The following is a 25200-nucleotide window of genomic DNA, read 5'->3' as shown; positions in this document are numbered from 1 at the left end:
CATCGAATGGCAAGGTTGGGCTGCGTCCGGCCTGGAGGGCGGTGGCGCCATCACCCCTGACGGCGCGAAAGAGGGCGCTGGCGGGTAGCGCACCCGCAGGCTGACCGGCAGGCGTCGAGGCTGCGGGGGGCGACCCGAACTCCCGCGCGCCGACGCCGTGAGCAAGATCCATCTGCGGGGCAGGGTGCCGGCGCGCGGGAGCTCGTTCAGGAACGCAGATCCCGGCGACGGTAGCCGGCGACGCCGAGCACGGCCAGGAGCGTCGCAATGGCCAGCATGACTGTTACGGCCGTCATGCTGGCCTTGGTGAGCGGTACGGGCGCCAGGTGAGCGAACGGCGAGATGTCGCGTACCCAATCCGGCGCCGCGACGCTCTCGGCGATGACGAGCAGCAGGAACCCGCCGGTGGTAGGAAGGCCGCCGAGGAGCATCGTCCAGCGTGGGATCCAGCCGACCGCGAACGCCGCTGCGCCGAGGCTGAGCAGCACGAGCGGCAGAATGTTCCAGGCGCCGCGCAGTGCGGCGCCTGCGGCCAGCTCACCGTCGATGGCCGTCACCCCGAGCCAGGTCGCCAGACCGGCGCAGGTGGCCAGGACCGCCGCCGCCACGGCGGTGACCGCTAGTTCGGTGCCGATCAGCCGGGTCCGGGTGATCGGTTGACTCGTGAGCAGGGTCAGCCGCCGGTCGGTCTCGGCGGTCACGAACGCGGTCATCCGGACGGCGACGAATCCACCGACGGGCATGGACAGGATAGCGAACAGGGTCGCGGTGAATCCGGTGATGCTGCCCAACCCTTCGAAGCCTGCCTGGGTGGCCTCGTCGGCCAAGGCCGGGTTGTCGCGCAGGAAGTCGGTGATTGAGACCGCGGTCATCCCGATCAGCAGGTAGTAGGCGCCGACACCGATCAGCCAGCCGGTCAGCGGTCGCAACACTCGGCGTGCCGCGAACGTCTCCGTGCTGGCCAGTAGCAGGGTTCGTGGGCGCCGTCCGGGCGCTGCGGGAATCAGACCGTCACGCACGTCGCGGCGGCGGACTGCGGTCAGGGCCAGCGCGATGATCAGGGCGGTGGCGGCGGCGAGCAGGAGCAGCGGCAGCACACGGTTGTGGACGTACGGGCCGCTGAGGGACAGCAGCCCGAACGGTGAGAGCCAGTGCAGCCAGCCGAGTGCCGTGACGCCGTCGCCGATCATCCGAATCAGCAGGCCGCAGGCCAGTACCGCCACGGCCGCGCCGGTGGCCGCCGGTCGGGCGGAAAAGATCTGGGCGGCAAGTCCGGCGACCGCGGTGAAGAACATCCCGAGCAGGCCGGTGCCGGCACCGTGGAGGAGGGCGCCGGCCGGTTCGGTGCCGGACAGTAGCAGGGCAGCCGTGATGGCGGTGGCGGTGGCCGCGTTGACCGCCATCACGGGTCCTAGATGGCGCAGGAGAACGGCTGGTGCCGGAAGACGGCCGGACAGCAGCAGGTCCCAGCGACCGGCATCCTCCTCACCGCGGGTGATCCGGGTGGTCGCCAGGACCGACCAGGCGCCGAGCAGGACCGCGATGACGGTGCCGACCCTCCACACGGTGAACCCACCGGCGGTGTCGAGGCCGACCGGGGCACCGAACAGCGTCCGGATCGCCGGGTTGCCGGCTAGGGCCCGTAGGCTGCCGGCCGCCGCCGGGTCGGCCATCACCTGCGCGTACGTGGCGGCGACCAGCGTGGTCATCCCGGCGGCCAGTCCGACAAGGATGAGTGCAGCGCGTCGAACCTGACGGATGGCCAGCCACGCGACAGCCCGGCCCGGCGCGGGATCCGCTGTCTGTTGCCGGTTGGCCGGGGCGGAAATGGTGTCGAGGCTCATCGGGCGGCCTCCGCTCCGTAGTAGTCGAGGAAGATCTCCTCCAGACTCGGCTCCCGCATGTTCAGAGCGGTGACCTCCGCCGCGGCGAGCGCTCGCAGAGCGGGGCCGGGCTCGCCACTGAGGGTGAACCGCAGTCGTCGCTCGCCGGCCGGTTCCACCGCCTCGACGCCGGGGATCACGCTCAGGTCAGGTGCCGTGCCGGTGTAGGCGATCGTCACTTCGGCGCGATGCAGATCCCGCAGGTCACTGATTCTGGAGACCTCGGCGAGCCGGCCGGCGCGCAGGATGGCCACCCGATCGCAGACCGCTTCTACCTCGCCGAGTTGGTGGGAGCTCAGGAAGACGGTCTGCCCGCGGTCGCGGGCCTGCCGGACCGCGGTGCGGAACTCACGTTCCATCAACGGGTCCAGGCCGCTGGTCGGCTCGTCGAGCACCAGCAGCCGGGCCCGGGTGGCGAAGGCGGCGATCAAGGCGACCTTCTGCCGGTTACCCGTCGAGTAGGTGCGGGCCCTTCTCGACGGGTCGAGAGCGAAGCGTTCGACGAGCTCATCGCGGTAGGCCAGGTCAGTGCCGGGACCGGTTCGGGCTTGCAGGTGCAGGATCTCGGCACCGGTCAGTTGCGGCCACAACGCCACATCAGCCGGCACGTAGGCAAGGTGCCGGTGCGCGTGGGCGACATCGGCGGCGTCGACGCCGAACACCTCGGCCCGGCCGGCGGTGGGCCGGGCGAGGCCGAGCAGGAGGCGGATGGTGGTCGACTTGCCGGCACCATTGGGACCGAGGAAGCCGAACACCTCACCGGGGATGATGTCCAGGTTCAAGGTGTCGAGAGCGGTCAGGTGGCCGTACCGTTTCGTGAGGTCGACAGCGCGCAGCGCGAAATCGGTCATCGCAGGAAGCCCTTCGGTCGGCATGGATCAATGACCGCCGACCAGGCTTCCCGGCACACCTGTGGCTCACCGTACTCCCCGTCCGCACCGGTTGGGAGCCCTGCCACGGTCGGCGCGGCGCGCTGCGTGCCATGGGTGGCTCCCCAGGACAGGAGCGGCGTGGTCGGTGGGGCCGTTATGATCTGCGAGGTTTCTGGAGCGCCGGGAAGTCTGGTCGGCACCGTGTTGAACCCTGCGCCCCGGAGGTTTCCGTGCTGCTCCTCTGCTTCGCGGCTGTCCTGCTCGCCGCCGTGCTCGTGTCGGCGCTCGCGCACCGCACGATCCTGTCCACGGCGGCGCTGTTCCTGGTCGCCGGCTTCGTCCTTGGTGATGGCACCACCGGTGTGTTGCACCTACAGGCCGACTCGCCGATCGTGGCGCAGCTGGCCGAGCTGGCCCTGTTCGCGGTGCTGTTCACCGATGGGATGCGCGTGGGCTGGGCTGACCTGCGCAGCGCGTGGAGACTGCCCGGCAGAGCGTTGGGCTGGGGTCTGCCCCTGACGTTGCTGGTGACGGCGACGCTGGGCCACTATGTGGCCGGGCTGGGCTGGGCGGAGGCCCTCCTGATAGGGGCGATTCTGGCGCCCACGGATCCGGTTTTCGCGGCCGCGTTGGTCGGCAACGACAAGGTGCCTGCGCGGTTGCGGCATCTTCTCAATGTCGAGTCCGGGGTGAACGACGGACTCGCGTTGCCGTTCGTGGTGGTACTGCTCGCGGTCGCGGCCGGCTCCGATGACCTGCACCTCGGTGATCTGACCACTGAATTGGCCGTCGGCCTGGCGATCGGGGTGCTGGTGCCGCTGGCGGCGCTCGCTTTGGAGCGTACTCGTTTCTTCGCCGCGTCGGCGGCGTACGCGCCACTGAACGGAGTGGCGATCGGGCTGTTGGTGCTGGCGCTCGGCAAGGCCACCCACGGCAATCTGTTCCTCGCCGCGTTCGCCGCCGGCATCACCGTGGCAACCTTCGGTCCCCGGGAGCGCGCGGCGTTCGAGCACTTCGGAGAGAATGTCGCCGAATTGCTCAAGCTGGCCGCACTGCTGGTCTTCGGAGCCCTGATCTCGGTCGACTTCCTCAGCGACATCTCGTTGGCCGGTTGGGTCTTCGCCGTTCTGGCCATCGTGGTCGCCCGGCCGATCGCGCTGTGGATCTCGTTCCTGCGCTCTGGGCTGGCCCTGCGGGAGCAGGCAGCGGCGATGTGGTTCGGACCCAAGGGCTTCGCCTCGGTCGTCTACGGCCTGCTGGTGATCGAGTCTGGCATTACCGCGGCAGACGAGATCTTCCATCTGGTCGCGTTGACGATCGTCATCTCGATTCTGGCGCACTCGTCGACCGACGTCGTGATCGCGCGGGCCTTCGACGACACCGCCGACACGCCCAACTGGCACAACGCGTTGCGTCGGATGCGTCGACGGCCAGCGGTCCGGGGTCGGTCCGGCGGCGAGCCCACCGCGGCTGCCACCCACAAGGGCGACGGCGAGGCCGGGACGGTCGGACAAACGCGGGGTGACGCCGCCGACGACGACTAGGTGTTCTGTCCATGGACAGAACACCTAGGCAGAGCCCGACGGCAACGGGAGTCGGGTTCCGTGCGACAACCGTTCCCTGCCGTCCCTCATGCGGCGGTCATCGCTGCGGCGACCGCCCACTCTGAGGATCGGCGGGAAGGATCTGTGCCAGCGGATGCGGCGAGTGACTTGGCTCGGCCTGTCGACCTTCGAGGCTGATAGGTTGATCTCAGGTGTGCCGGGAAGCCTGGTCGGCGTTGCGACGACGGCTGACCAGAACAGGAGAACCGCCTCATGAGCACCCTGGCCTGGATCGCGGTGGTCGTGTTCGTCGCCGCCTACATCCTGATCGCCACCGAAAAGATCAACCGGGTGACGGTGGCCCTGGGCGGTGCGTCGATCATGCTGGCGGTCGGAGCGACCGACGCCGAGCACGCGTTCTTCTCCGAAGAGGCCGGCATCGACTGGAACGTCATCTTCCTGCTGCTGGGGATGATGTTGATCGTCGGCGTGTTGAAGCGCACCGGCCTGTTCGAGTACCTGGCGATCTGGAGCGCCAAGAAGGCCCGGGGCCGCCCGTTTCCGATCATGGTCATCCTGGTCGTGGTGACCGCCGTGGTGTCGGCGGCATTGGACAACGTCACCACGGTTCTGCTGGTGGCGCCGGTGACGTTGCTGGTCTGTGAGCGGCTCGACGTGCCGCCGATCCCCTTTCTGATCGCCGAGGTCCTCGCGTCCAACATCGGCGGTGCGGCCACCCTGGTCGGCGACCCCCCGAACATCATCATTGCCAGTCGTTCGGGGTTGAGTTTCACCGACTTCCTGAACGTGATGGCCCCGCTGGTACTGATCGTGATCGTCGTGTTCATCGCTCTGTGCCGGATCATGTTCCGCAAGGCGTTCCGCTACGACGCCGAGCGTGCCGCCCGGGTGATGGCGCTTCGGGAGGCGGACGCGATTCGCGACCGCCGGCTCGTCGTGATCAGCCTGGTGGTGCTGGGCGCGGTGCTGCTCGCGTTCAGCCTGCACACGGTGCTGCACCTGGAACCGTCGGTGGTGGCCATCCTCGGCGGCCTGCTGCTGTTGGCGCTGTCCCGGCTGGACGCGCAGGACGTTGCCAAGGATGTCGAGTGGCCGACGCTCGTGTTCTTCGCCGGCCTGTTCATCATGGTCGGCGCCCTGGTCGCCACCGGCGTGATCGACAGCATCGCCCGGTCGGCCACCGGGGCTGTCGAGGGCAAGCTGTGGCCGGCCACCATGTTGTTGTTGTGGGCGTCGGCGGGGTTGTCGGCGATCGTGGACAACATCCCGTACGTGGCGACGATGAGTCCGATCGTGAGCGAGTTGGTGAACGCCGAAGGCGGCCTCGACAAGGCTCAGGTGCTGTGGTGGGCGCTCGCCATCGGTGCTGACTTCGGCGGGAACGCCACTGCCGTCGGCGCGTCGGCGAACGTGGTGGTGCTCGGAATCGCCGAACGTGCCGGGCACAAGATCACATTTTGGGGATTCACCAAGTATGGTCTGATCGTCACCGTGATCTCGGTAGCGATCGCGGTTCCGTATCTGTGGCTGCGGTTCTTCTGACGCTCAGGTGCCGAGCATCCGGTCGAGCAACCCGTCCAGGGTGATCGCGCCGGTCATCACCCGGTCGCGGTTGACGACCGCGACCAGCGGCACGTTCGATCGAGCCATCACCGAAGCGACCTCGAGCAGGGTGGCATCGGCGCTGACCGCCGGGAGGTCCAGCCGGTTGCGGGGCAGCAGGTCCGCGACGGTACGGTTGCCGATACCCTTCAAGATCACGTCGGCGGCGGCCTCGTCGATCACCCGAGCCAACGCCGGATCATCCTGGCAGTAGGACGGCAGCGCCATCCGCAGCACCTGCGTACCGGCCAGCACCGTTGACGGGCGGCCCGCAGAATCCACCACGATGAGGCCGGGTAGATCCTGCGCGGCCAGGATCCGCGCGGCCTCCCGGGCCGGCATATCCTCGGTAACGGTCTCGATGGAGGTCGCCACATCGCTCGCGCGCATGCCCCGACGATACGCCCGGCGGGCCACGTCGATCTGGTTGATGCCGCCGGTAGCCCCGTCCGCGACCGGTCTACTTCTGGTAGGTGTCGTGCTGCTCGTAGACGTCGGGCACGTCGTTACGGTCACGGTCGATCTGCTCGGTCTCGGAAATCTGCCGGTACACGCGATTGCGCATCCGCAGGATGATCGTGGCGAGCGCCGCAGCGATCAGGGAGCCTGCCAGCACGGCGATTTTGACCCGGCCGTCGGCGTCGCTGCCGATACCGAAGGCGAGTTCGCCGATGAGCAGCGAGACGGTGAATCCGATGCCGGACAGCACGGCCAGGCCGGCCACGTCGATCCAGGCCAACCCGGTGTCCAGCTCGGCCCGGGTGAACCGGGCGACGAGCCAGGTCGCCAGCAGGATGCCCAGCGGCTTGCCGACTACCAGGCCGAGCATGATGCCGATGGCGATGGGGTCGCTGACCGCCTGGGCCAGACCAGCGAGCCCGCCGACAGCCACCCCGGCGGACATCAGCGCGAACACCGGCACCGCGAAACCTGCGGAAATAGGGCGGAATCGGTGCTCGAAGTGCTCGGCCAAGCCGAGCCCGGTGCCGCCGCCCTCGGAGCGCAGCACCGGAACGGCGAAGGCGAGCAACACCCCGGCGACGGTGGCGTGTACGCCGGAGGCGTGCACCAGCGCCCAGGTTGCGAACGCCAACGGCAGTAACAGCCACCACGATCGCACCCGACGCTGCACCAGCAGCATGAACAGGCCCAGCGGCACTGCGGCGACGAACAGCGGCAGCACCGACAGATGGGTCGTGTAGAAGACCGCGATGATGACGATCGCCAGCAGGTCGTCCACCACCGCCAGGGTCAGCAGGAAGGTGCGCAGCGCGCTCGGCAGGTGCCGGCCGATCACTGCCAGCACGGCGAGAGCGAAGGCGATGTCGGTGGCGGTCGGAACCGCCCAACCGTCCACCGCGCCACCTGAGTTCACCACCACATAGAGCAAGGCGGGCACGAGTACGCCGCCGAGCGCCGCGGCGACAGGAACCGCAGCCCGGCGGGGATCACGCAGATCACCGGCGACGAACTCGCGCTTGAGTTCGAGACCAGCGACGAAGAAGAAGATCGCCAGCAGCCCGTCGGAGGCCCACGTCGCCAGCGACAGATCAAGGTGCAGCGCGTGAGGCCCGATGACAAGATCCGTCATTGCCTGATAGCGATGTGCCCATGGCGAGTTCGCCCAGATCAGCGCAACGACGGCACCGATCAGCAGCAGGGCGCCGCCGATCGTCTCCTTACGGAGCACGTCGGCGATGCGGCGTGCTTCGGCCCAGGAAGCGCGGCCGAGGACACGAGGGGGCGGTTGAGGGTTCGACGTCACAGGCGGCCAGCTTTCGGGAGACGGGTTGGATCCATCTGCCGACCAGACTTCCCGGCGCACCGATAGTCATTCTACCGGCACTCCAGAGCGCGGACGGACGGCGCTGACTACCGCCGGCCGCGCACCTCATCACTGCGCATGAGCAGTCGTAGGCGCCTGTTCCCCACACCCAACACCACGGCCACGACAAAAACTGGCGTGAAACCCACTGGGGCGGGAGTCGGTGGAGCGCCATCAGCGAGCACAGTGACGAACACGCCCTCGGCGATCGCCGCCGTGGCCAGCGTTGCGCGCCAATTGCTCAGCGACGCGGCCAGCAGACCGCAGGCCGTTGCCATCACGAGCACCCGCCCGACCGGCTCCTCGGCGGGAAAGAGCACCACCGCGAGGAACGATGTCACTACGACACCGAGCCCGCCCGCGACCAGCTCCCGGATCAGCGCGACCCTGCGGTTCTCCGCTTCGTCAGCAACGCCCACGGCCTCAGTCTCATCTCGCGGCCATCCAGACCCGACACTTAGACGGTCGGGCGCGTGCATCTCACGATAGACGTGTAGAAATTTGCTGGCTGCCCGTACCGCCGCTTCTCGCCCGCGTCAGTTCGAAGGCCCGTCGTGCGCTGTGGCCACCAATTGGGTGGCGATGCGAAGCCGTTCCGCTTCAGGGCAGCGAGCCGAGCAAGGGTGCTCCCAACGACGCTGGCGTTCCATCACTGGCTTTCCGGGTCCATCGGGCGTCGACGCGGCGCGCGGAGTACCGCGGCGCCCAGGAGCCCGCCGAGCGCGTGGCAGAGGCCCACCCCGCCCAGCAGGACAGCCACGCCGGCACCGGCCGCCCCACCGGCCAACGCGGATCCGATGGCGCCGGACGCGCTCTTCAGGCCGGCGCCGACGGTGAACACCTGGGTGTGCAGCTCGGGCGGCGCCTCGCGGCCACGAACCACCAACAGGGAACAGAACATCAGGCCGTTGATCAGGCCGCCGACCGCGAAGGCAGGCAGGTAGACGGCAGGGGTGGTGTGGAACGCGGCGGCTGCGGCGAACGGGACGGCAGTCGCGAGCAGACAGACGAGGATGACGTTCTCGGGTAGCCACGAGCGCAGTGGGAAATACACATACAGCAGCGATCCGGCCAGCGCGCCCAGCGCGATGAGGGACAGGATGACACCGGTCAGCGAGGTGCTGTGGATCCGCTGCGCCATCAGCGCGGCGGTCACCGGCAGCGCGCCGGCGCCCAACTGCCCGAGGCAGCTGCCCAGCGTGACCGAGCCGAGGGCCGGCCGTTTGATGATGACCTTGGCGGCACCGAGGAAGTCGGCGCCGCGCAGGTGATACCTCTCCGAGCGCTCGCGTCGCGCCAACGGAAGCGACCACAGCAGCAACGAGGCGGCGGCGGCCGAGCCGGCGAGGCAGAACACCGCGACCCGGCCGCCGAACGCGCCGGCCAACAGGGCCGCCGCCGACGGTCCGATGATGCCCGCCAGGCCGTACAGGGTCGAATCGATGCCGTACGCGCTGCGCAGGCGCCCGGGGACGAGCTCGTTGAGCAGGCTGGTGAGCCCGCCGCTGAGTAACGGGCCGACGCAACCGGCAGCCAGTGCGGCGGCGACGGCCACCCATCGCGGAGACGAGCCGGTGGCCACCGCGGTCAGTGCGAGCGCTGTGGCGTACATCAGAAGCGCGCCGCTGTAGAACACCTTGCGCCGGGAGGTGGCGTCGGCCACCGTGCCGACGAGCGGCGCCGCGACCACGTGCGGGACCATGATCGCGGCGACCAGCAGGCCGCCGAACCCGGCACTCCGCGTGGTCTCGACCGCGAGCAGGACGAGCCCCACGCGGGCACCCTCGTCGGCCAGCCGGGCAAGTGAGGCGAGCACCGAATATCGGACCAGATTCCTGCGCTCGCCGTCGGCGTCGCGCTGGTCCGCGCCGGCATCGGTGAGCGTCATCTCCCCTCGGGTCACCGTCGCTCCTCCCGCTGCGCCATCTGCTGGGACTTACCCCCCAACTGCCGTTCCGATCCACGGTCCCGCCATAGCACTGCGGGAAATCCCGAACGACTGGCCGGAATCCGTGCCGCCTCGACCGCTGTTCGGAGACAGACCCGGCACTGCGAGGGCAGTCGGTTGGGGCCCGCTACTCGTCGCGGGTGTGTCCGTGGGTTGTTCAGAGGCCGCTGACGCGGGTGCCGACGACCGCCTGACATGCGAATCGGCGGTGACCGTCCGGGTGGGGGTCACCGCCGATTGGTGCTCGAAACGGTCAGGCGGCGGAGCAGGCGGTGTCCAACTCCTTGGTGGCTGCTTCCAGGGCCTTCTTGCTGGGCTTGGCGTCGGCGGACTTGTTGTACGCGTCGCTCAGGCTCATCATCTCGTTCTGGATCTTCTCGGAGGCGGTGGTGACCGCGTCGTTGGCGCCTATCGTGTGCGCCAGGATCGCGACCGAGCCGGCGGCCCACTGTGCACTGACCGCGAAATGCCCGGCCGGCGGGCCGATCTTCTCGGCCTTGGCGATCTTGGTGGCGTTGTCCTTGATGTCCTTCTTGATGTCGGCGCAGGCCTTCACCGTGGCCGCGTCGTTGGCCGGAGCGCTGGCTGCGGTGGTGGCCGGACTGCCGGTCGGGGCGGCACTTGCGGCCGCCGGGGATGGCGCGGTCGCGGTGCTCTCGGATTCGGGCTGCGGATCGCAGCCCGACATCGCGATCGCCGCCGCGACGGCCAGGCCGGTCAGGACGAGTCGAGTTCGGTTCATCGATGTTTCCCCCGTGATCTTCATGTTCGGCGCACGCTACCAGTGGCAGTCGATCGGGTGGGACCAGTTATCGGGCCAACGGCGGTTTCGTCGATCGACAGCAGGAGCGGTTCGTCAACCCTCGGTGGGCGTTCGACGGGCACCGAGGGGCCAGAGAATCGTGGTCGGGACGCCGTGGCGCCGCGCCCAGTCGATGGTCCGGTCCGTCGACGCGGGGTGCAGGCCAGGATTGCCGTCCCACACCGCCACGAGTCGTTGGACCCGTCGGACCAGCTCCCGGTTGGCGACCACGTACGCGTCGGTGTCCGAGCGGTCGTATCCGGTGTGGACGACCGCCACCGCCCGGTCGAGCAGCTCGTCGAAGGTCAGCCGATTCTCCGGCCTGATGACCGCGACCCGGTAGTCCAGGGCCGGCAGGATCACCTCGTAGGTGCCCCCCAGATCGAGGATCGTGCGCGCGAAGACCTGGTCCGCGCCGGCCGCCAGGCAGGTGACGCCGTGTACGGGACGGTCGCTGATCCGGCCCAGTTCGACGCGGAGCGCGTCGGCGACGAGCAGTTCGGTGTCGCGGGTCAGGTTGATGTGCCCGGTCACGCCGACGCGGACCGGACCGAGGTCAGGCGGCATCCGTCGGGCCCGTCCGCTGCGCGGGCACCGGGGGTGCCAGACGGATCAGCTCGAACCCGCTGTCGGACAGCACGTCGGGCAGTGCCCGGACCCCCTCGCGGTTCTGCTCCCGCACCTTGGACGGCAGCTCCTCCCACGGTCGTAGGGCGGGGTGCCGCCGCTGGGCGTCATCGCGCGGGTCGCCGTACGTCCAGCCGTCCCCGCGCCGTTCCCGGCACCACCGCTCGTGCTCCAGGCGGGCGAGTTCCTCGATCCCGTCGTCGATGGCCTGCCCGGCGGCCGAGGCGTCAACGGTGTCACCGTGCCGGGGCGCCACGACACAACCGAGATCCAACAGCTTGGCAGCGATGTCCTGGACGTGGGCCCGGTTGGCCCGCCGCAACGACTCGGGTAGTCGCGCCCAGTCCACCATCGCCGGGGCGTCGCCGAGTCGTACCCCGGCGCGCTGTTGGGCCTGGACATACCGTTCGTGGATCAGCCGGGCCAGCCGCTCGGTGAGATCCTCGGCGATCAGCCGGGCGTCGCAGGCGTGGGCGAGCACCGGATAGAGGCGGAGCTTGCCGTGCACCTCGTCGAGCAGGTCGTGGCGGGAGTCGCCGTGAAAGGCCGCGGCGAGCGCCGCCTGTCGGTAGACCGGCACGAACACGGCACTCTCGGCGCCCTGCCACAGGGCGGGCGTGTCCAGCACGAACCGCAGGCCGTTGATCTCGTCCGGCGCACACACGTAGATGCGGTCGTAGCGGTCGTGGCCGAGATCGACGACGCCGTCGAGGTCCAGGTCGTACGCGGTCAACTGGCAGACGGTGGCCAGGAACGGGTAACGCGAGGACGCCAGCGCGATCTCGGCACCGGCGTCCGGTGCCACGACGTCCACCCGCAGGGGTGGCACTGCGTGGCCCCCGGGGGTGTCGGCGCGGAACGCACGCCAGTGCCGGGCGGTCTCCAGCAGGAGAGCCCGGCGGAAGCTGCCGGTGCCCGCGATGAGGATCCTCGTTGGTCGGACTCCCGCTCCGGGCAGCGGGTGGTGCCGGTGCAGCGCGCGTGCGGCGACGTCGTCGACGTGGAAGTAGTCCAGCCGCAGTCGGCTGGACCCGGCGGCGCCGAGCCGTCGGGCCTGCAGGGACAGACACATCTCCGAGTCGTGAACCAGGATGTAGACCCGCGGTGGTTGCCGTCGGTCCTGGATGAGGCGATTGGCGGTGTTGGCGATCGCGTGATTGCGGTCGTCGTCCTCGCTGCAGGCGTAGATGGTGTGGGCTCGGGGCAGCCCGGCGCCGCGCAGCACCTCGGGTCTGGTCGGGTCACCGACCACGCCGAGGTACCGGCGCCGCCGGTACTCCAGCGGCCCGAACGGCTCGGAGCGCACCACCACCACACGTTCACCGTCGGCGAAGAGCCGGTCGGCGAGCATGTGGGCGAACTGGGAGTCGCCGCAGACCAGGACGTGACCACGTGCCCGCCGGGCGCGCAGGCGGCGACTCTCGGCGGCCAACAGCAGCCGGCTGGCCTCGGCCACGGCGAGGAGCGTGAACAGCGGGGCGGCGAACCGGGCGACCTGCAGCTGCCACGGGTAGGGGCCGGCGTTCTGGAAGGGTTCGGCGCCGAAGACGAAGAGTTGCAGGTCGTAGTAGAGCACGTCGTACGGATCGTGGGCGACGTCCGGGCGGGCCTGGAGCAGGCGCTCGAAGCCGACGTAGCCGAGGACGAGGGCAGCCAGCCCGATCAGGCCGAAGAGGACTCGCAGACTCCAGCCGGTCGGGCGGGACGAGCCGGCGACCGGATCCGTCATGAGCTCATGGTATTTGACGAGGTCGATCGGGCTGTCGCTCGACGCGCACGAGGGTGTGCGCCGATGGCTCCGGTGCGGTTACGGAAAGTCGTCGGGTCGGGTGTCGGGCAGCGTGGCCAGCAGCTGCCCGGCCAGCCGCCGCACCGCGCCGTCATCCTCCTGATGCGCGAGCCGAACGAGCACCTCCCGGGTCCGGGTGTCCCCGTCGTAGTGACGGGTCAACGCGAGCAGCGCGGTCCGGCGGATCTCCCAGTCATCGTCGTCGGCCAGCCGCAGCAACAGGTCCCGTACCCCCGTGCGGCCGGCGAGGCTGGCACCCAACTGCTCCACGGCGCGGCGGCGAACCTCCAGGGCCGGATCGTCGCGGACCAGCCCGACCAGCAGCACCTGGACCTCCGGGTCGGTGCCGAAGTGCTCGCCGAGGGCGGCGGCGATGCGGGCGCGGATCGCCGGGTCCTGGTCCGACAGGCGGCGCATGAGCCGCAGCGTCACCGCCATGGATGCCGAGCCCTGCTGGGTCAGACAGCGTACGGCCGCGTCGAACACGGTCGGGTCGGTGTCGGATTCGACGCATTCCAGCAGCACGTCGGTCACCAGTTCCGGGCTTCCGTACGCACAGAGGGTTTGTACGGCGGCCAACCGGATGCCGACGTAGCTGTCTCGGCGGGCCCGCCGGCACAGTGTCTCGATGAGACCCGGGGCGTCGCCGTGGCGGGCGAGCGCCTGGGCGGCGGCGCACAGCACGTTCGGGTCGGGGTCCCGACTGACCTGCTCGGCAAGGCACTCCCGCACCTCGAGGTCGGGTGGGTCGGCGAGGCGGGCCAGGCTACGGGTGACCCGTAGCCGGACGATCGGGTCCCGCTCCTGGGAGGCGCGGCTGATGAGCAGATCCCGGGTCGCGTGGCCGAACAGCGGTCGCCCGGTGAGCAGTTCGACCGCGGCGAGCCGGACGCTCGCGGTCGGATCGCGTCGAGCGCTCTCCAGCAGCAGCTCCCCGGTGCGGTGGTCGGGGAAGGCCTCGGCCAGTGCGCGCACCGCGGCGAGGCGTACCGTCGCGTCCTCGTCGACGTGAGCCGAGCGGGCCACCACCGTCCACCCGGTGTCGTCGGCGCGGTCCCGGTCGATCAGAGCGGAGACCGCGGCGGCCCGTACGGAGGACTCCTCGTCCTGCTCGATCTGGTCGATCAGCCGGGCCCGGCAGCGCCCCTCCGGATCGGGTACGAGCGCCAACCGCTGTACGGCGACCGCGCGGACCCGGGCGGACGCGTCCGAGCAGGCCAGCTTCAGCAACAGCTCGGTGTCCTCTGGACCGGGTCGCTCCGGCAGCAGCCCGGTCAGCATGCAGCGTCGGACCTCGTCCGGGGAGTCGCCGGTGATCCGCCGCAACGCCGTGGCTCGTGCGGTCTCGGCGTACTCCGGCAGAGCCAGCAGACGCTTCAGCACGCGCTGCACCACGCCGGGATCGGTGTCGGTCGCCAGCAGGTGCTGCATCGTCTCGGGTGCGTCCGGCAGGTCGGCGCAGCGCGTGCTGAGCACGCCCGCGGCGGCTCGCCGTACCGCGACGGCCGGGTCCCCGGTGGCCCTGGCCAACACCTGACGCACGTCGTCGGAGAGTTCGGACCGGGTGCCGAGCGACTGCACGGCCAGCGCCCGCACCGCGAGATCGGGAGAGTTGGCGAGGTCGCCCAGCACGTCCACGAAATCGGGGCCGGCGCCGAGGTGGGCGACCAGTGCGCGTACGGCGGCCTGCCGTACCGCGGTGGAGACCTCGGCCTGCGCCTGGGCGAGCAGGATGTCCCGGCATCGGCCACTGTTACCGCCGGTGGCCTCGATGCGGCCGGCGGCCTCGGCCAGCCCGGCGACCAACGTGAGGCGCGCCTGCCGTTCGCGGCCCTGCCCCAGCTCCCGGACGAGCAGGTCCTCCATCTGCTCGTCGGCGGTGGACAGCACCGCCGCGATCCTGGTGGCGAAGGGAGAGCCGGATCGCCAACTGGTCCGGACCCCGCGGCGGCGGTACCAGTGCAGGAAGACCTCCCGGCCGGGCCAACCCGGGCCGAGAGTCCGGATGGAGGACAGCAGATCCTGCTCGGTGAGATCCACCAGGTTCGGGTCGTCGGCGGAGATGCCATGCTCGATGAGACGCACGACCTGGCGCAGCAGGGCGTCGCCCGCACCGGCCAGTTCGGCGGGCTGCGGCGCCTCGGCCACGCACTGCGCCGCCAGCACCAGGTTCCACGGCGGCCCGGTCAGGTTCAGCGGCGGCCACAGTTGGGTGGCCTCGGTGGCGAGTAGGGTGACCAGCTCGTTGGCGACCCGGGCGGGCAGGGCGCCGGCGACCAGTCGAAGCACCTCCCGCCACGACGGCTCGGCCCAGCGCCCGCGAAACAACGAACGCAGATGATCGAGGCCCGCGGCGGACGGATCGCGCTCGTATCTGTCCACGATCTCTTCGGCACAGAAGAACTCCAGGAACGCGCGGTGCACGAACCCGAACAGTCGTAGGCCGTAACGCTCCAGGATGAAGCTTCGCTGCCGCAATTTTTCGATCATCGAGTAGGCCATGGCGAGCGCCCGCTCATTCTCGAAACCGTATAACTCGACGAGGTTGTCGCGGAAGATGCGCGCCAATTCGTCGGACTCAATGTAGTTGCCGGCGGGGCCGGACTCGCGGAACTGCATCCAGTACGCCAGGCGACGCAGCAGCCGACGCTTCGCCTGTAGGTCGAGCGACGGCACGTCGCCGTGGCTCTCGCGCAGTTGCTTGGTCACATCCCATTCCGAGATCAGTACGTCGGTCACGTGCGCGTAGAGCCGGCGTCGGTTGCGCGGCAGCGGGTGACCCCGCCCGACGATCGCCATGAGCATCAGCAGCAGGGGGTTACCGGCGATCTCGCGCATCGCCCGGGAACTGCTCACCACGTCGAGGATCTGCCGCCGCTGCCGCTCCGCCTCCGCAGCCGACGTGGGCATCACGTAGCGGTACCAGTTGTCCAGAAACCTCGCGATCTGCTCGTCGTCGAGATCCTCCAGAGTGAAGTGGTCGAAGCCCGCGTTGGCGAACGTGTGCCGCTGGTAGCCGGCCGCCCGCGACGTGACCACGGTCAGCACCCCGGGGTATTCGTTGGCGAACGTGGCGATCTGCGCAGCCACCTCTTCCCGCTGCGCCGGGTCGAAGACCTCGTCCAGGCCGTCGAAGAGGAACAGCGCCTGGCCGCCCTGGCGCAGGTACGCCTCCAGCACGTCCTGGTCGATACCGGCCAGCCCCTGCTGGTGGCGGTGGCCGACGTAGTCGAGCAAACCGTCGCACCGGCCGTCCCCGTGATGCGTGGCGTAGGAGCGCAACTCGACCAGGACGGGTAGGTACCGGTCCAGCGCACTCAGTCGAGGTTCGACGCAGACCCCGGCCAGCGTCAGCGCCAGGTACCGCGCGGCCGCGGACTTGCCGGAGCCGGGATCGCCCAGCAGCACGATCGTGCGCCGCCCCGGGTCGGACACCACGTCGAACAACGACAGCTCGTCCTTCGCCGCGTACTCCTCCCAGAGCCGCTCCACCTCCTCCGGGTTCACCACCCCGGGCAGCCCGCCGACGTCGCCGCCCGGCGTGGACCCGGCCCAACGCCACCACGCCAGCGGCATCTCGGGTCGCGCGTCCTCGTGGACGCGGGGCTCCACGAACACGTTGGGTAGCCCGACGGTGAGGTAGCCGATGGTGGGACGCGGTGAGACGGCGTCCACCGAGACGGCGTGGTATCGCAGCGACAACTGCTTGTAGTACTGGTTGCGCACCACCGTCGGCAGATGAGTGTCCGGGTCGGCCGGCTCGCGCGCCGGGGATCTCCCACTGCGTACGTCGGCCAGTGCGGCGGTCACCTTGGCGGTGAGGTCGTCCACGCCGGAGAAGAAGGCGCAGAGGTGGCGCTCCTTGAGCTCACGGCGCAACGCGACGATCTGCTGCCAGTCGGCATCGCGGTCGATCATGTCGACCGGCCAGGGTGTGTCCTCCGCGAGCAGGAAGACCAGGCACGGCTTTCCCGCCGCGAGCGCCTCCCGGTACTCCAACTCGGTGATGGAGGACTCCTGGCCCGGCGGTCGGAACCCGTACCGCCAGGCGAACAGCCCCACGTAGAGGTCGCACCGGCGCACGTCGGCGAGGCAGCGTTCCAGCGGCGGCCGGATGTCGGCGCCGTACGCCTCCATGGCCACGTCGTCGATCTCCAGACGGCGAGCCACGGCGTGCACGGCAGCGCGGTATTCCAGCAAGTCCTTTTGGGTGGCCGAAATGTAGACCTTCATGAACGGCAAACTCCAGGGGGTGGCTGGCGACCGCATCATCGAAAATATCAGTCGTTGTCACGTCCGTCCGACCCGCGAACACTCCGAACGCCCGCCGTGCATGGGATTCCCGCCGACCCCGGGCCTATGATGGCCACCAACGGAAACGGATCCGGCGGTCGAATCGCGTACTCGTGGAGTTGCGGTTGTCCGATGCGGATCCGGGTCAGTGCCGGTCGCGAGGGGTGTACGTCAATCAGCATGAGCCGCGTACGCGGGACGAACGCGGGTCGGTGGCAGCGTCGCGGAGGAAGCCATGCTCACGGTCGGTGAGGTGCACACCAGTCTTCTGCAGCACAGCACGGCGTTGGCCCAGGAGCAGAGCGCCGACGTGCTCAGCCTGATCGAGGGCGAGGCCGTGCTGACCTCCCGGCGTCCATCGCTGTACGCGGTGTCACCCGATGTTCGCACCGGTGTCGACTGCTGGCTCCCGAGCGCCAGAAAGCGCCAGTTACGTGGGGTGGGCGCGGTTCTCACCCGGGCCATCATCACCGGCGGCCGGATCGTGCAGGCCTCCTCGGTCATCCACGTCGTCGCCGGGCAACGCCGTCGGCCGTGGTCGCACTACCTGGCCAACCCCGGCGTCCTCGAGACGGTCGGCAAGCTGGACGTCGCCGACCTGAGCGCGGGCTTCCTGCACGGCAACAACGCCGACGTGCTGAACCTGGAGGCGATCACCGGCAGGGTGCTCGACGGTGTGCAGATGTCCGACCTGCTGGACCGGCGCCCGCCCCTGCGCACCGCCCGCACACGGTTGCGCTGGACCGCGCAGACGGACGAGCGTCCCAACCGGGACGTCTCGGCGGTGGTCACCGTGGACTCACCCACCCTGCGTACGGTCGAACTCGTGCTCGCCCCGCAGGACGTGCCGGCGGCCGTGGCGGGGCTCTGCGAAGACCTCGCGTTGCACGACTGGCTGCTGACCATCCTGTCCTCGCTGGTGGAGTCCGCGGTCACCCGATCGGCCTCCGGGCAGGAGCATGTCGAGCGGCTGCGGCCGGTGCTGGAGCACCTGCTGCACCTGTGGCTGCCGGGCGCGCGGGTGCACCCGCGACTGCGGCCGATCTGGGACCAGTTGGAGCAGGTACCCGGCTTCAGCCGTCAGTGGAACTCTTCGGTCAACTGGATCCGGGACCAGATCAGCGTGAGCAACATGGCTCTGCTTCGCGACCTGGCCGGCCGGATGGCCGTCGACGAGCCGTGCGGGCGCTGAGCACACTCAGTCGCTGATGAACACGTAGCTCAGCCGGTCGACCAGCTCACTGGGTAGCTGCAGGCCCTCGCCGCCGGCCCGTTTGGCGACCTGCTGCGCGACCGTCGGCGGCACCGCCACCTGGCCGAGGATGGTCCGTACGGCCAGCTCCACCGGCAGGTACTCGGTGCCCATGAGGGTCAGCGTGCGATACGCGCAGAACGGCGCGGCCGCCGGGTTGAGCTGGACGATCGCCGGCAGCTGGTCCCAGTCCGTCGGTAGCTCGCCGACGAGCTGGCGCGGCTGGGTCATCGTCTCGCCTCGATGCCGTAGCACACCGAGCCGGGTCATCTGCCAGACCGAGGCGAGCAGGGCGCAGGCCCACACCCGGGCGTCCGGCTCGTCGGACCAGAGTTCGATGTCGACGAAGATGGAGTGCCGGGGATCGCCGGACTGCAACGGCGGAGACCACGGACGCGGCAGGGTCATCGCCGGCGCGTCGACGTGCCCGGGGGACCGCTTACCGTTGGACAGCCAGCCCGACTCGCTCAACGGGGGGCGACTCCCGGTGGTGCCCCGAGGGGGTTCCACCACCAGTGTGTCGACCACCAACCGGGCCAGCTCGGCGCCGTCGTGCCGGGCGAAACTGGACTCCCGGGCCACGTAGTCCAAGGTCAGGCCATGCTCCGCCGCGGCGCTCTGCACCTGCGGAATCACCTCGCGGGGGGTGCCGAAGCGGTGGAAGTAGTCGTCCAACATGAAGCAGGTGCTGATCCGCGGCTCCCGGGATGCGGGTAGCCCGCGTCGGGCCAGCGCCGGGATCGCGGCCGACCAGTCCGCGATCCGCTCGAACTTGCGCCTCAGCTCCTCACACCCGTCGCCGAAGTCCTCCGCGTAGAAATGCCCCAGCTCCACGGACAGATGCGAGTACGCCACGCTCTCTGTACGACGCACCGCAGCTGCCTCCTGGAACCTGACATCCATGCCGATCACGCGGTGTCCCATGCCGTCTCGTCGAAAAGCTTCTCAGTCAGGTCAACGAAGGCGTCCACCGTCTTGACGTTGGCAATTTTGGATTGCACGTCGTGGTCGGAGATCAGCTGCTCCCGCCACTGCAGCAGAGGATCCAGCGGCACCACGCCGAGAAGTGTCGTACGTCCGACACCCCGTCGGCGGGCCAGCTCCGACAGCTCCGCGTCGCACTTGCGCAGGAAGGCCTGCTGGGCGAGGCCGAGATGGCCGACTTCGGGGCCACGTGAGTCGATCACCGCCGTCCGGATGAAGCGCAGCGACTCCCGTAGCCTCTCCGGCTCGTGGCCGTACTCCTTGCCCATGGCCACGATCCCACCCGCCTCGAAGGCCAGGTCCGCCGCCGCGGTGACGTGCTGGGGAGTCCACCGGTGGAAGACCAGCCAGCGTACGGCGACCTTGCGCAGGGTCGAGGTCGCGGTCGCGGCCAGCGCGATCTGACTGGCGTACGACCGGCCGGCGCTGAGGTCCACCAGGGTCAGGTCGAACTCCTCCTCCAGTCGGAGGAAGAGCTCGGCGCAGCGCTTGGCGATGTCGTTGGTGAAACCGAACTCGCTACCGTTGCGTTGCCCCGGCAGGAGCACCAGCGGACCGGACCCGATGGGCCGCTGACGCAGGCTGGCACGTTCGGAGGTGCCCCACACGTCCAACTGCTCCGGAGACGGGATCTCCCCGCGCAGATATCGGTGCAGGCCGCCACCGTTGGGCCCGGCGCCCTCCACACCGTTGACGGCCTGGGGTATCTGGAACGTGATGCCGGCGGTCGGCGAGCCGAAGTCGTAATCCAGGTAGCAGGTGGGGTGACCGGACAACGCGCTGCGATAGGCGATGTTCGCCGCGGTCACCGACCGGCCGGTGCCGCCCTTGTGCGACGTGACGAAGACCAGCATTCAGATCCCCTCGCTGGCCTTCTGCTGCCCGGTGGCGACGTCGTTGAGGAGCAGCAGAAGCGTGTTCACCAGCGCCGCCGCCGTGCCGGGCCGCTCGTCGACCAGCAACTGTGCCCGGCCGAGGCTGGCTCGGATGCTGCGCATGCTGCGCTGCATCGCCTCACCGTCGAAGGTGCCGCGCATCAACTCCCGGTCGAACAGGTATTCGGCCTCGTCGATGAGATCCTGTGCGTAGTCGGCCAGCCGGCCGGCTCGTGGGAACGGTCGCTCCCACAGCAGCTGACCGGAGGTGACCAGCGCCTGCGCCACCCGCACGGTCAGATACCAGGAGGGTGCCTCCGGCTTCGGCGCCAGGCCGGGGAAGGCGCCACTGGCGTGGTCCCACAGCCCCTGGTGCCGGCCGTCCGGGATGCGCCGCAGCAGCAGGTGATCCCACACCTCGTCGGCCAGCTCGAGTAGTTCACTGCGCTGACGGGCGTTGCTCAGCAGACCTGCGACGGCGGCCGCCCGCTGTAGCAGCACCACGGAGAACTCGTTGACGTTCCACGTCATGATCGGCTTCGACGTGTCGTCGTTCAGGGTCACCTGCTTGCCGGGCGCGTGCACGAACAGCGCCGGCTCGCCGGGTGACGCCCGCCGGGTGATCCGCGCGCGCTGCGCCAGCTCCACCAGTACCGAGGCGATCCGCCCGAGCTCCTCGTCACCGCCGCGCCCGACGGCGAGCAGACCCTTCACGGCGAGCGACGTCGTCTGGAGCGTGTAATAGTCGGTCCGGTCACCATCGGTCGTCCGCCAGGGAATGTCCTCGATGGGCCACCGTCGTCGGTTGCCGAAGGTCGCCACCGTCGCCCAGTACGTCCGGGTGAGCTCCCAGCGAAGTTGCAGCGCCCGGGACAGCCGCTGTTGCTCCTCGTTGAGCAATCCGAGCAGCCGGGTGCGTTCGGAGTTCAGGTCCTCGATGGCGTCCATCGCGATCACGGTGAAGTAGAGGTAGGGGGCGTTCTCCGCGGAGCCCGCACGCTGTCGGCCGATCGGCTCGGTGGTCGGGACCTCCTCGGTCCCGGAGATGAGCCCCCACGACCAGCCGCACTCGAACAGCATCTCGCTGTTGTCCAGGTCCTCCGTCACCCGACCCGAACCGATGACCACGCTACGCAGGCTCGCCATGGTGTCCCGCAACTGCTCGCGCAGCGCGGCCACCAGTTCGCGGCGAGGTAGCTCGTCCTGATTGACCATGTCGCACAGGCGAATGCCGTACTCGTCGGTGGAGGTGAAGACGAAGGTGCTGAAGCTGCGGAGCAGGCCGACCATCGCCGCCGTGAGGCGCGCGCTCGCCATGGCCTCCAGTTCGTCCAGTTGCGCCAACAGGTCGCGCCGCTGGGTGGACCCCCGGTAGACCTTGACGAAACCGATCGTCGCCAACGTGAGGGTGACCGACACCGCGAACGAGTCGACGATGTCCTGGGAACGCTGCTCCTCGGTGAGCTCCGGACCACCCTCCAGCGGGGTGAGGTAACTGCCGCCGCCGAAGATCGGAGTGCCGGCGTCGTCGGTGTACCGCCGGAAATAGTCGATCATCACGCTGACCAGCCGGCGGGGAATCTCGATCGCGCCGCCGAGCGGGCTGAGCGCCTCGATCACCTCTTCGTCGGCGCGGTCCGGGTCGTCAAGTGACAGCACGGGGACCTTGGCCGCGGGGAGCAACAGGGTCAGTAGTTGCTCCGCGTCGCTGATCGAGTTGGTACCACTTCGGCCGCCCCAGTGCCATTCACCGTTCGCCCAGCAACTGCGAACCGTAGCCCGCCAGATGTCGAGGATCTCCTGGCGAGGCTGCATCCGCATGATCCACCGCCGTCTGTTGTAGTCGTCGACTTGAAACCGCTGCTATAGCCGTGCCCACGATGATCCACGGTGCCGTACAACGTCATGGTAGCGGGCCAGTCGAGTGGCACTTGAAAGGCTTCGATGGCCGCGTGTCGGCAATCCGGCCAATCGGACGCGGAGGGAATGCCCCGCCGCCCCGCTGCGCCGACAGCACGAGGTCGGCGCATTCCGCCGGTACGCATGGGCGCTATCCGCGGGTCCGGCCGGTGGCCAGCAGCATGCCCACATATCCGTCCCGCAGCGGCGGCTTGGGCCGTACCTCGTGGACGTCCAGGTCGTCCGCGCCGGCCGCGATGGTGGCAACCACGTCGGCGCGCTGCAGGGCCACGGCCGGGAACCTCCGCCGACCGACGTCGTATCCGACCGATCCGAGCATGACCGTCACGGCGAAGGGCGACCTGGGTCGCAGCGCGTCCAGAAACCGACCGATCGCGTGCTCGGCCTCGGCCTGGTCCGCCGAGATGGAGCAGGCCACGAAGAACATCGTCCCGGCGCTCCAGGCGTGCCTCGGCAGGGTGAAGACGCTGGCCCGCACCACCCGGCCAACCTGTGCCAGTCGTCGACGCGGATCCGTCAGGGCCGCGTACGCCGGGTGCTCCGTGCACACCTGCCAGTACGGGTCCCAGAGCTCGTCGTAGCTGTCGACCTGCGTACGCAGCCAGTTCACGTTCGCCGTCGACCATTCACACAGGTCGACGGCCTTCGCGAACGGGAGGAGCGACAGCGCCGGGTACAGGTTCGCCCCCGACCCCACGTCGACGCACCGCGCGTCGGAGAGCTTCGCCTCGCCGAAGAAGTCTCGGATGCGGCACAGGATCTCCCGATCGTCAGGCCGCAGATCCGCGTAGTTGTGCCGGACATACGCCTGCGGGTCGAAGCTGTCCCACTCGACGTCGGAATTGACCGGCCTCGGCGACTGAATCGGTGAACGTGGCGTCGACTCGCCGCAACCGCCCCCAGTCGCCGGGGTCAACGCCATGGACGGGCCTCCATCGGGTCGGCGGATCACATTGGTCGTTGAAGCGGCGCTCAGTACACAGCCCATTATGTATCGATGGTGGTGCGCGCTCACAAGTGCAGGAAGCCCGCCGTCCGCCCGAAGTGACGACGACAGGACGGTGGTCCGGTGCCATGCCGGCCGCGCGATGAAGGCCGGCACGTGCGGGCAGCAGCCTTCGCCATCAGTCCCACCAGAAACTCCAGCAGTTCACGCCCATGACTGATTCGGCGTACGTGCGGAAGGTGTCGGTGTTGCTCTGCCAGATGTTGTCCGGGCAGAAGGCGAAGTGTTCGGCGGTCACCCGCCCGCCAGCACTCGGCGAGGAACGCGTCGCTGTCGTGCTGCTCGGCGGTGCTGATCTGGTCGTACTCGGCGTCGACGCAGAACGGGTCGTCATCGCGGTCAGCGTCGAGTACGAGCAGAGGCCACAGTCTCGTTGGTGATCCCGCACCGAAACCCTTGGCGAACGGCATGTGGTTGGAGGGGCCCGACACATCCTCCTAGGATGCTTTACAGGTGGTGTCTAACTCCGCACTGGGCCCGTGGCCCGTTCGGTCGACTGGAGCTGCGGTACGGGACACGAGCGAGCCAGCTGGCACTTGTCGCTGACTTGTTTGTCGCTGCTTCGGGTAGTTACCCGCATGAGTGGTGCCCAGGAGCGTTCGCCCGATCCGCACTCCGGTGTCGACGCCGTGGCGAGCGAGGTGCGGCAGGCGGCAGAGCAGGCTCGCCAGCGTGGGCGTCGGGGGTGGCGGGTGCGGCTGCACCTGACGCACGTCATCCTGGTGATCACGGTCCAGGCGGCGTTGGCCGCAGCGTTGTCCTGGTTCATCGGACACGACCTGTTGGGTATTCCTGCGCCGGTGTTCGCTCCGTCCGCGGCGGTCGGAACGATCGTCGCGGCGATCGGCCAGCGGGTCCGACGAACCGTCCAGTCGCTGGTCGGCGTGCTACTCGGAATCCTCATCGGGGACGGTCTGCTCTATACCGTCGGTCCGGGACCGGTGCAGATCGGTTTAGCGGTGGGTATCGCGATCGCGATCGCGCTGGTGCTCTCCGGTGGCAGCGGTGCGACCGTGGCGCAGGCCGGTGCTTCCGCCGTCGTGGTCACGACCCTGTCTCCGGTGGATCCCAATCTCGAGTGGCCCAGAATCCTGGATGCCCTCATCGGTGGGGCGGTGGGGCTGCTGGTGGTCACACTGCTGTTCCCCGTCAACCCGATGCGCGTTCTCGACCGGGCGGCCACGCCGATCGTCCAGCTGACCAGCGCGGAACTACGGACCATCGCGACCGCGTTGAACGAACGTGACGCTGAGCAGGCCATCGCGTCCCTGCAGCGCCTGCGGGCCTCGGGACCGGATCTCGCGCGCTTGTCACAGGCGCTCGACGGGGCGAGGGAGGTGGTGAGTCTGGCACCGGTGAGATGGCACCGGCGAGACGACGTGGAACAGTTTGCCCACTTCGCCGAGCATGCCCAGCGGGTGATCGGCGACGCGCAGGATCTGGCGCGTACCTCGGCGACCGTCTTGCAGTACGACGAGGCGGTTCCGTCCGAGCTGACCACGACACTCAGGCAACTCGCCGACGCCAACGAGCGCCTGCGGGCCGAACGCGTGTCGGGACGTGAGCCGCGGCTGGCGCGAGCGACGGCCCTGGCGGCCATGCACAGCGCCCGCCGGGCCGTCGATGGTGCCACCGGCCGGTTCAGTCAGACCCTGGTCACCCAGACGCGGGTCGTGGCGAGTGACCTGCTCCGCGCCAGCGGTCTCGATCCGGAGACAGCCAACCGGCTCACGCGGGAACGTTTCGGCGAGAGTCCCTGAGGCGGCGGAGGGCATGACGCCGCTGCCTGCCCAGGTGGCCGGCCTCCTCACCTTCGCTCGTCGTACCCATCCCCGGGCTGCCGCACTCCTCGGGCTGTGACGACCGGCGGCGTTGCGGTCTTGTGGGCCCGGACACCAGGCCGCGTAGGTCCTCGGCGAGTACCCGCCGCTGTCGGGGTGAAACGGCGGCTCGTCCG

Annotated in this window: 19 protein-coding genes; 4 read left to right on the top strand and 15 right to left on the bottom strand. The window is 69.3% G+C overall.

The features are described 5' to 3' along the window. Nucleotides 1-206: 206 nt before the first annotated feature. Both ACQP0N_RS21250 and ACQP0N_RS21245 read right to left on the bottom strand, forming a co-directional pair. Nucleotides 207-1844 carry an ABC transporter permease gene (locus tag ACQP0N_RS21250; protein ID WP_433113450.1) on the bottom strand — a complete coding sequence of 546 codons (1638 nt, stop codon included), beginning with the start codon at nucleotides 1842-1844 and terminating at the stop codon, nucleotides 207-209. Continuing rightward, nucleotides 1841-2734 carry an ABC transporter ATP-binding protein gene (locus ACQP0N_RS21245; protein WP_433113447.1) on the bottom strand — a complete coding sequence of 298 codons (894 nt, stop codon included), beginning with the start codon at nucleotides 2732-2734 and terminating at the stop codon, nucleotides 1841-1843. Before ACQP0N_RS21245 ends, ACQP0N_RS21250 begins: the two co-directional genes overlap by 4 nt. Before the next feature lie 251 nt (nucleotides 2735-2985). Here ACQP0N_RS21245 and ACQP0N_RS21240 point away from each other — a divergent pair, with 251 nt between their 5' ends. Both ACQP0N_RS21240 and ACQP0N_RS21235 read left to right on the top strand, forming a co-directional pair. Next, nucleotides 2986-4299, top strand: coding sequence for a cation:proton antiporter (locus tag ACQP0N_RS21240; RefSeq protein WP_433113445.1), 1314 nt, complete (start codon nucleotides 2986-2988; stop codon nucleotides 4297-4299). 273 nt (nucleotides 4300-4572) lie between these two features. After that, complete coding sequence (locus tag ACQP0N_RS21235; RefSeq protein ID WP_433113443.1) at nucleotides 4573-5862, top strand: SLC13 family permease; 1290 nt, start codon at nucleotides 4573-4575, stop codon at nucleotides 5860-5862. Nucleotides 5863-5865: 3 nt separating this feature from the next. On the opposite strand, the gene ACQP0N_RS21230 is transcribed toward ACQP0N_RS21235, so the two are convergent. The 8 genes from ACQP0N_RS21230 to ACQP0N_RS21195 form a co-directional block, all read right to left on the bottom strand. Further along, nucleotides 5866-6438, bottom strand: a complete 573-nt coding sequence (locus tag ACQP0N_RS21230; protein ID WP_433113442.1) for a CBS domain-containing protein — start codon at nucleotides 6436-6438, stop codon at nucleotides 5866-5868. After that, on the bottom strand, nucleotides 6383-7687 hold the full coding sequence (nhaA, locus tag ACQP0N_RS21225) for a Na+/H+ antiporter NhaA (RefSeq protein ID WP_433121728.1): 1305 nt from the start codon (nucleotides 7685-7687) through the stop codon (nucleotides 6383-6385). Before nhaA ends, ACQP0N_RS21230 begins: the two co-directional genes overlap by 56 nt. A gap of 107 nt (nucleotides 7688-7794) precedes the next feature. Further along, complete coding sequence (locus ACQP0N_RS21220) at nucleotides 7795-8166, bottom strand: hypothetical protein (protein WP_433113440.1); 372 nt, start codon at nucleotides 8164-8166, stop codon at nucleotides 7795-7797. A 230-nt stretch (nucleotides 8167-8396) separates the two neighbouring features. Beyond that, on the bottom strand, nucleotides 8397-9650 hold the full coding sequence (locus ACQP0N_RS21215; RefSeq protein WP_433113438.1) for an MFS transporter: 1254 nt from the start codon (nucleotides 9648-9650) through the stop codon (nucleotides 8397-8399). 298 nt (nucleotides 9651-9948) lie between these two features. Continuing rightward, entirely contained in the window at nucleotides 9949-10437 is a 489-nt protein-coding gene (locus ACQP0N_RS21210) for a hypothetical protein (RefSeq protein ID WP_433113436.1), read from the bottom strand. A 114-nt stretch (nucleotides 10438-10551) separates the two neighbouring features. Beyond that, nucleotides 10552-11064, bottom strand: coding sequence for a hypothetical protein (locus tag ACQP0N_RS21205; RefSeq protein ID WP_433113434.1), 513 nt, complete (start codon nucleotides 11062-11064; stop codon nucleotides 10552-10554). Continuing rightward, complete coding sequence (locus ACQP0N_RS21200; protein WP_433113432.1) at nucleotides 11054-12853, bottom strand: RyR domain-containing protein; 1800 nt, start codon at nucleotides 12851-12853, stop codon at nucleotides 11054-11056. The genes ACQP0N_RS21205 and ACQP0N_RS21200 overlap by 11 nt, the downstream gene beginning before the upstream one ends. Nucleotides 12854-12931: 78 nt before the next feature. Continuing rightward, nucleotides 12932-17146 carry a HEAT repeat domain-containing protein gene (locus tag ACQP0N_RS21195; protein WP_433113430.1) on the bottom strand — a complete coding sequence of 1405 codons (4215 nt, stop codon included), beginning with the start codon at nucleotides 17144-17146 and terminating at the stop codon, nucleotides 12932-12934. 295 nt (nucleotides 17147-17441) lie between these two features. On the opposite strand from ACQP0N_RS21195, the gene ACQP0N_RS21190 reads away from it, so the two are divergent. After that, on the top strand, nucleotides 17442-18398 hold the full coding sequence (locus ACQP0N_RS21190) for an SCO2521 family protein (protein WP_355047830.1): 957 nt from the start codon (nucleotides 17442-17444) through the stop codon (nucleotides 18396-18398). 6 nt (nucleotides 18399-18404) lie between these two features. Here the strand turns inward: ACQP0N_RS21190 and ACQP0N_RS21185 are convergent, their stop codons facing one another. From ACQP0N_RS21185 to ACQP0N_RS21165, 5 genes are all read right to left on the bottom strand, one after another. Next, on the bottom strand, nucleotides 18405-19331 hold the full coding sequence (locus ACQP0N_RS21185) for an SCO2522 family protein (RefSeq protein WP_433113428.1): 927 nt from the start codon (nucleotides 19329-19331) through the stop codon (nucleotides 18405-18407). A gap of 35 nt (nucleotides 19332-19366) precedes the next feature. Next, nucleotides 19367-20296, bottom strand: a complete 930-nt coding sequence (locus tag ACQP0N_RS21180; RefSeq protein ID WP_355047832.1) for an SCO2523 family variant P-loop protein — start codon at nucleotides 20294-20296, stop codon at nucleotides 19367-19369. Then, on the bottom strand, nucleotides 20297-22132 hold the full coding sequence (locus tag ACQP0N_RS21175; protein WP_357124950.1) for an SCO2524 family protein: 1836 nt from the start codon (nucleotides 22130-22132) through the stop codon (nucleotides 20297-20299). It lies immediately after the preceding gene. Nucleotides 22133-22367: 235 nt separating this feature from the next. Continuing rightward, nucleotides 22368-23159, bottom strand: coding sequence for an SCO2525 family SAM-dependent methyltransferase (locus ACQP0N_RS21170; RefSeq protein ID WP_357392462.1), 792 nt, complete (start codon nucleotides 23157-23159; stop codon nucleotides 22368-22370). 202 nt (nucleotides 23160-23361) lie between these two features. Then, the gene (locus tag ACQP0N_RS21165) at nucleotides 23362-23577 is read right to left on the bottom strand and encodes a DUF4253 domain-containing protein (protein WP_363660547.1); all 216 of its coding nucleotides are present in this window, start codon (nucleotides 23575-23577) and stop codon (nucleotides 23362-23364) included. Nucleotides 23578-23821: 244 nt separating this feature from the next. Here ACQP0N_RS21165 and ACQP0N_RS21160 point away from each other — a divergent pair, with 244 nt between their 5' ends. After that, nucleotides 23822-25003, top strand: coding sequence for an FUSC family protein (locus ACQP0N_RS21160; RefSeq protein WP_433113425.1), 1182 nt, complete (start codon nucleotides 23822-23824; stop codon nucleotides 25001-25003). The last annotated feature ends 197 nt before the right edge of the window (nucleotides 25004-25200 follow it).

Source organism: Micromonospora sp. CA-246542, assembly GCF_050942905.1.
Lineage (GTDB): Bacteria > Actinomycetota > Actinomycetes > Mycobacteriales > Micromonosporaceae > Micromonospora.
The sequence above is the reverse complement of the archived record's forward strand: the minus strand, read 5'-3'. Positions and strand labels throughout refer to the sequence as shown.

Coding starts and splice junctions, on each gene's coding strand:
- ACQP0N_RS21200 (WP_433113432.1), bottom strand. CDS start 12,853: ATGACGGATCCGGTCGCCGGCTCGTCCCGCCCGACCGGCTGGAGTCTG.
- ACQP0N_RS21235 (WP_433113443.1), top strand. CDS start 4,573: ATGAGCACCCTGGCCTGGATCGCGGTGGTCGTGTTCGTCGCCGCCTAC.
- ACQP0N_RS21170 (WP_357392462.1), bottom strand. CDS start 23,159: ATGGCGTTGACCCCGGCGACTGGGGGCGGTTGCGGCGAGTCGACGCCA.
- ACQP0N_RS21175 (WP_357124950.1), bottom strand. CDS start 22,132: ATGCAGCCTCGCCAGGAGATCCTCGACATCTGGCGGGCTACGGTTCGC.
- ACQP0N_RS21205 (WP_433113434.1), bottom strand. CDS start 11,064: ATGCCGCCTGACCTCGGTCCGGTCCGCGTCGGCGTGACCGGGCACATC.
- ACQP0N_RS21195 (WP_433113430.1), bottom strand. CDS start 17,146: ATGAAGGTCTACATTTCGGCCACCCAAAAGGACTTGCTGGAATACCGC.
- ACQP0N_RS21245 (WP_433113447.1), bottom strand. CDS start 2,734: ATGACCGATTTCGCGCTGCGCGCTGTCGACCTCACGAAACGGTACGGC.
- ACQP0N_RS21180 (WP_355047832.1), bottom strand. CDS start 20,296: ATGCTGGTCTTCGTCACGTCGCACAAGGGCGGCACCGGCCGGTCGGTG.
- ACQP0N_RS21250 (WP_433113450.1), bottom strand. CDS start 1,844: ATGAGCCTCGACACCATTTCCGCCCCGGCCAACCGGCAACAGACAGCG.
- ACQP0N_RS21210 (WP_433113436.1), bottom strand. CDS start 10,437: ATGAACCGAACTCGACTCGTCCTGACCGGCCTGGCCGTCGCGGCGGCG.
- ACQP0N_RS21165 (WP_363660547.1), bottom strand. CDS start 23,577: ATGACGACCCGTTCTGCGTCGACGCCGAGTACGACCAGATCAGCACCG.
- ACQP0N_RS21190 (WP_355047830.1), top strand. CDS start 17,442: ATGCTCACGGTCGGTGAGGTGCACACCAGTCTTCTGCAGCACAGCACG.
- ACQP0N_RS21160 (WP_433113425.1), top strand. CDS start 23,822: ATGAGTGGTGCCCAGGAGCGTTCGCCCGATCCGCACTCCGGTGTCGAC.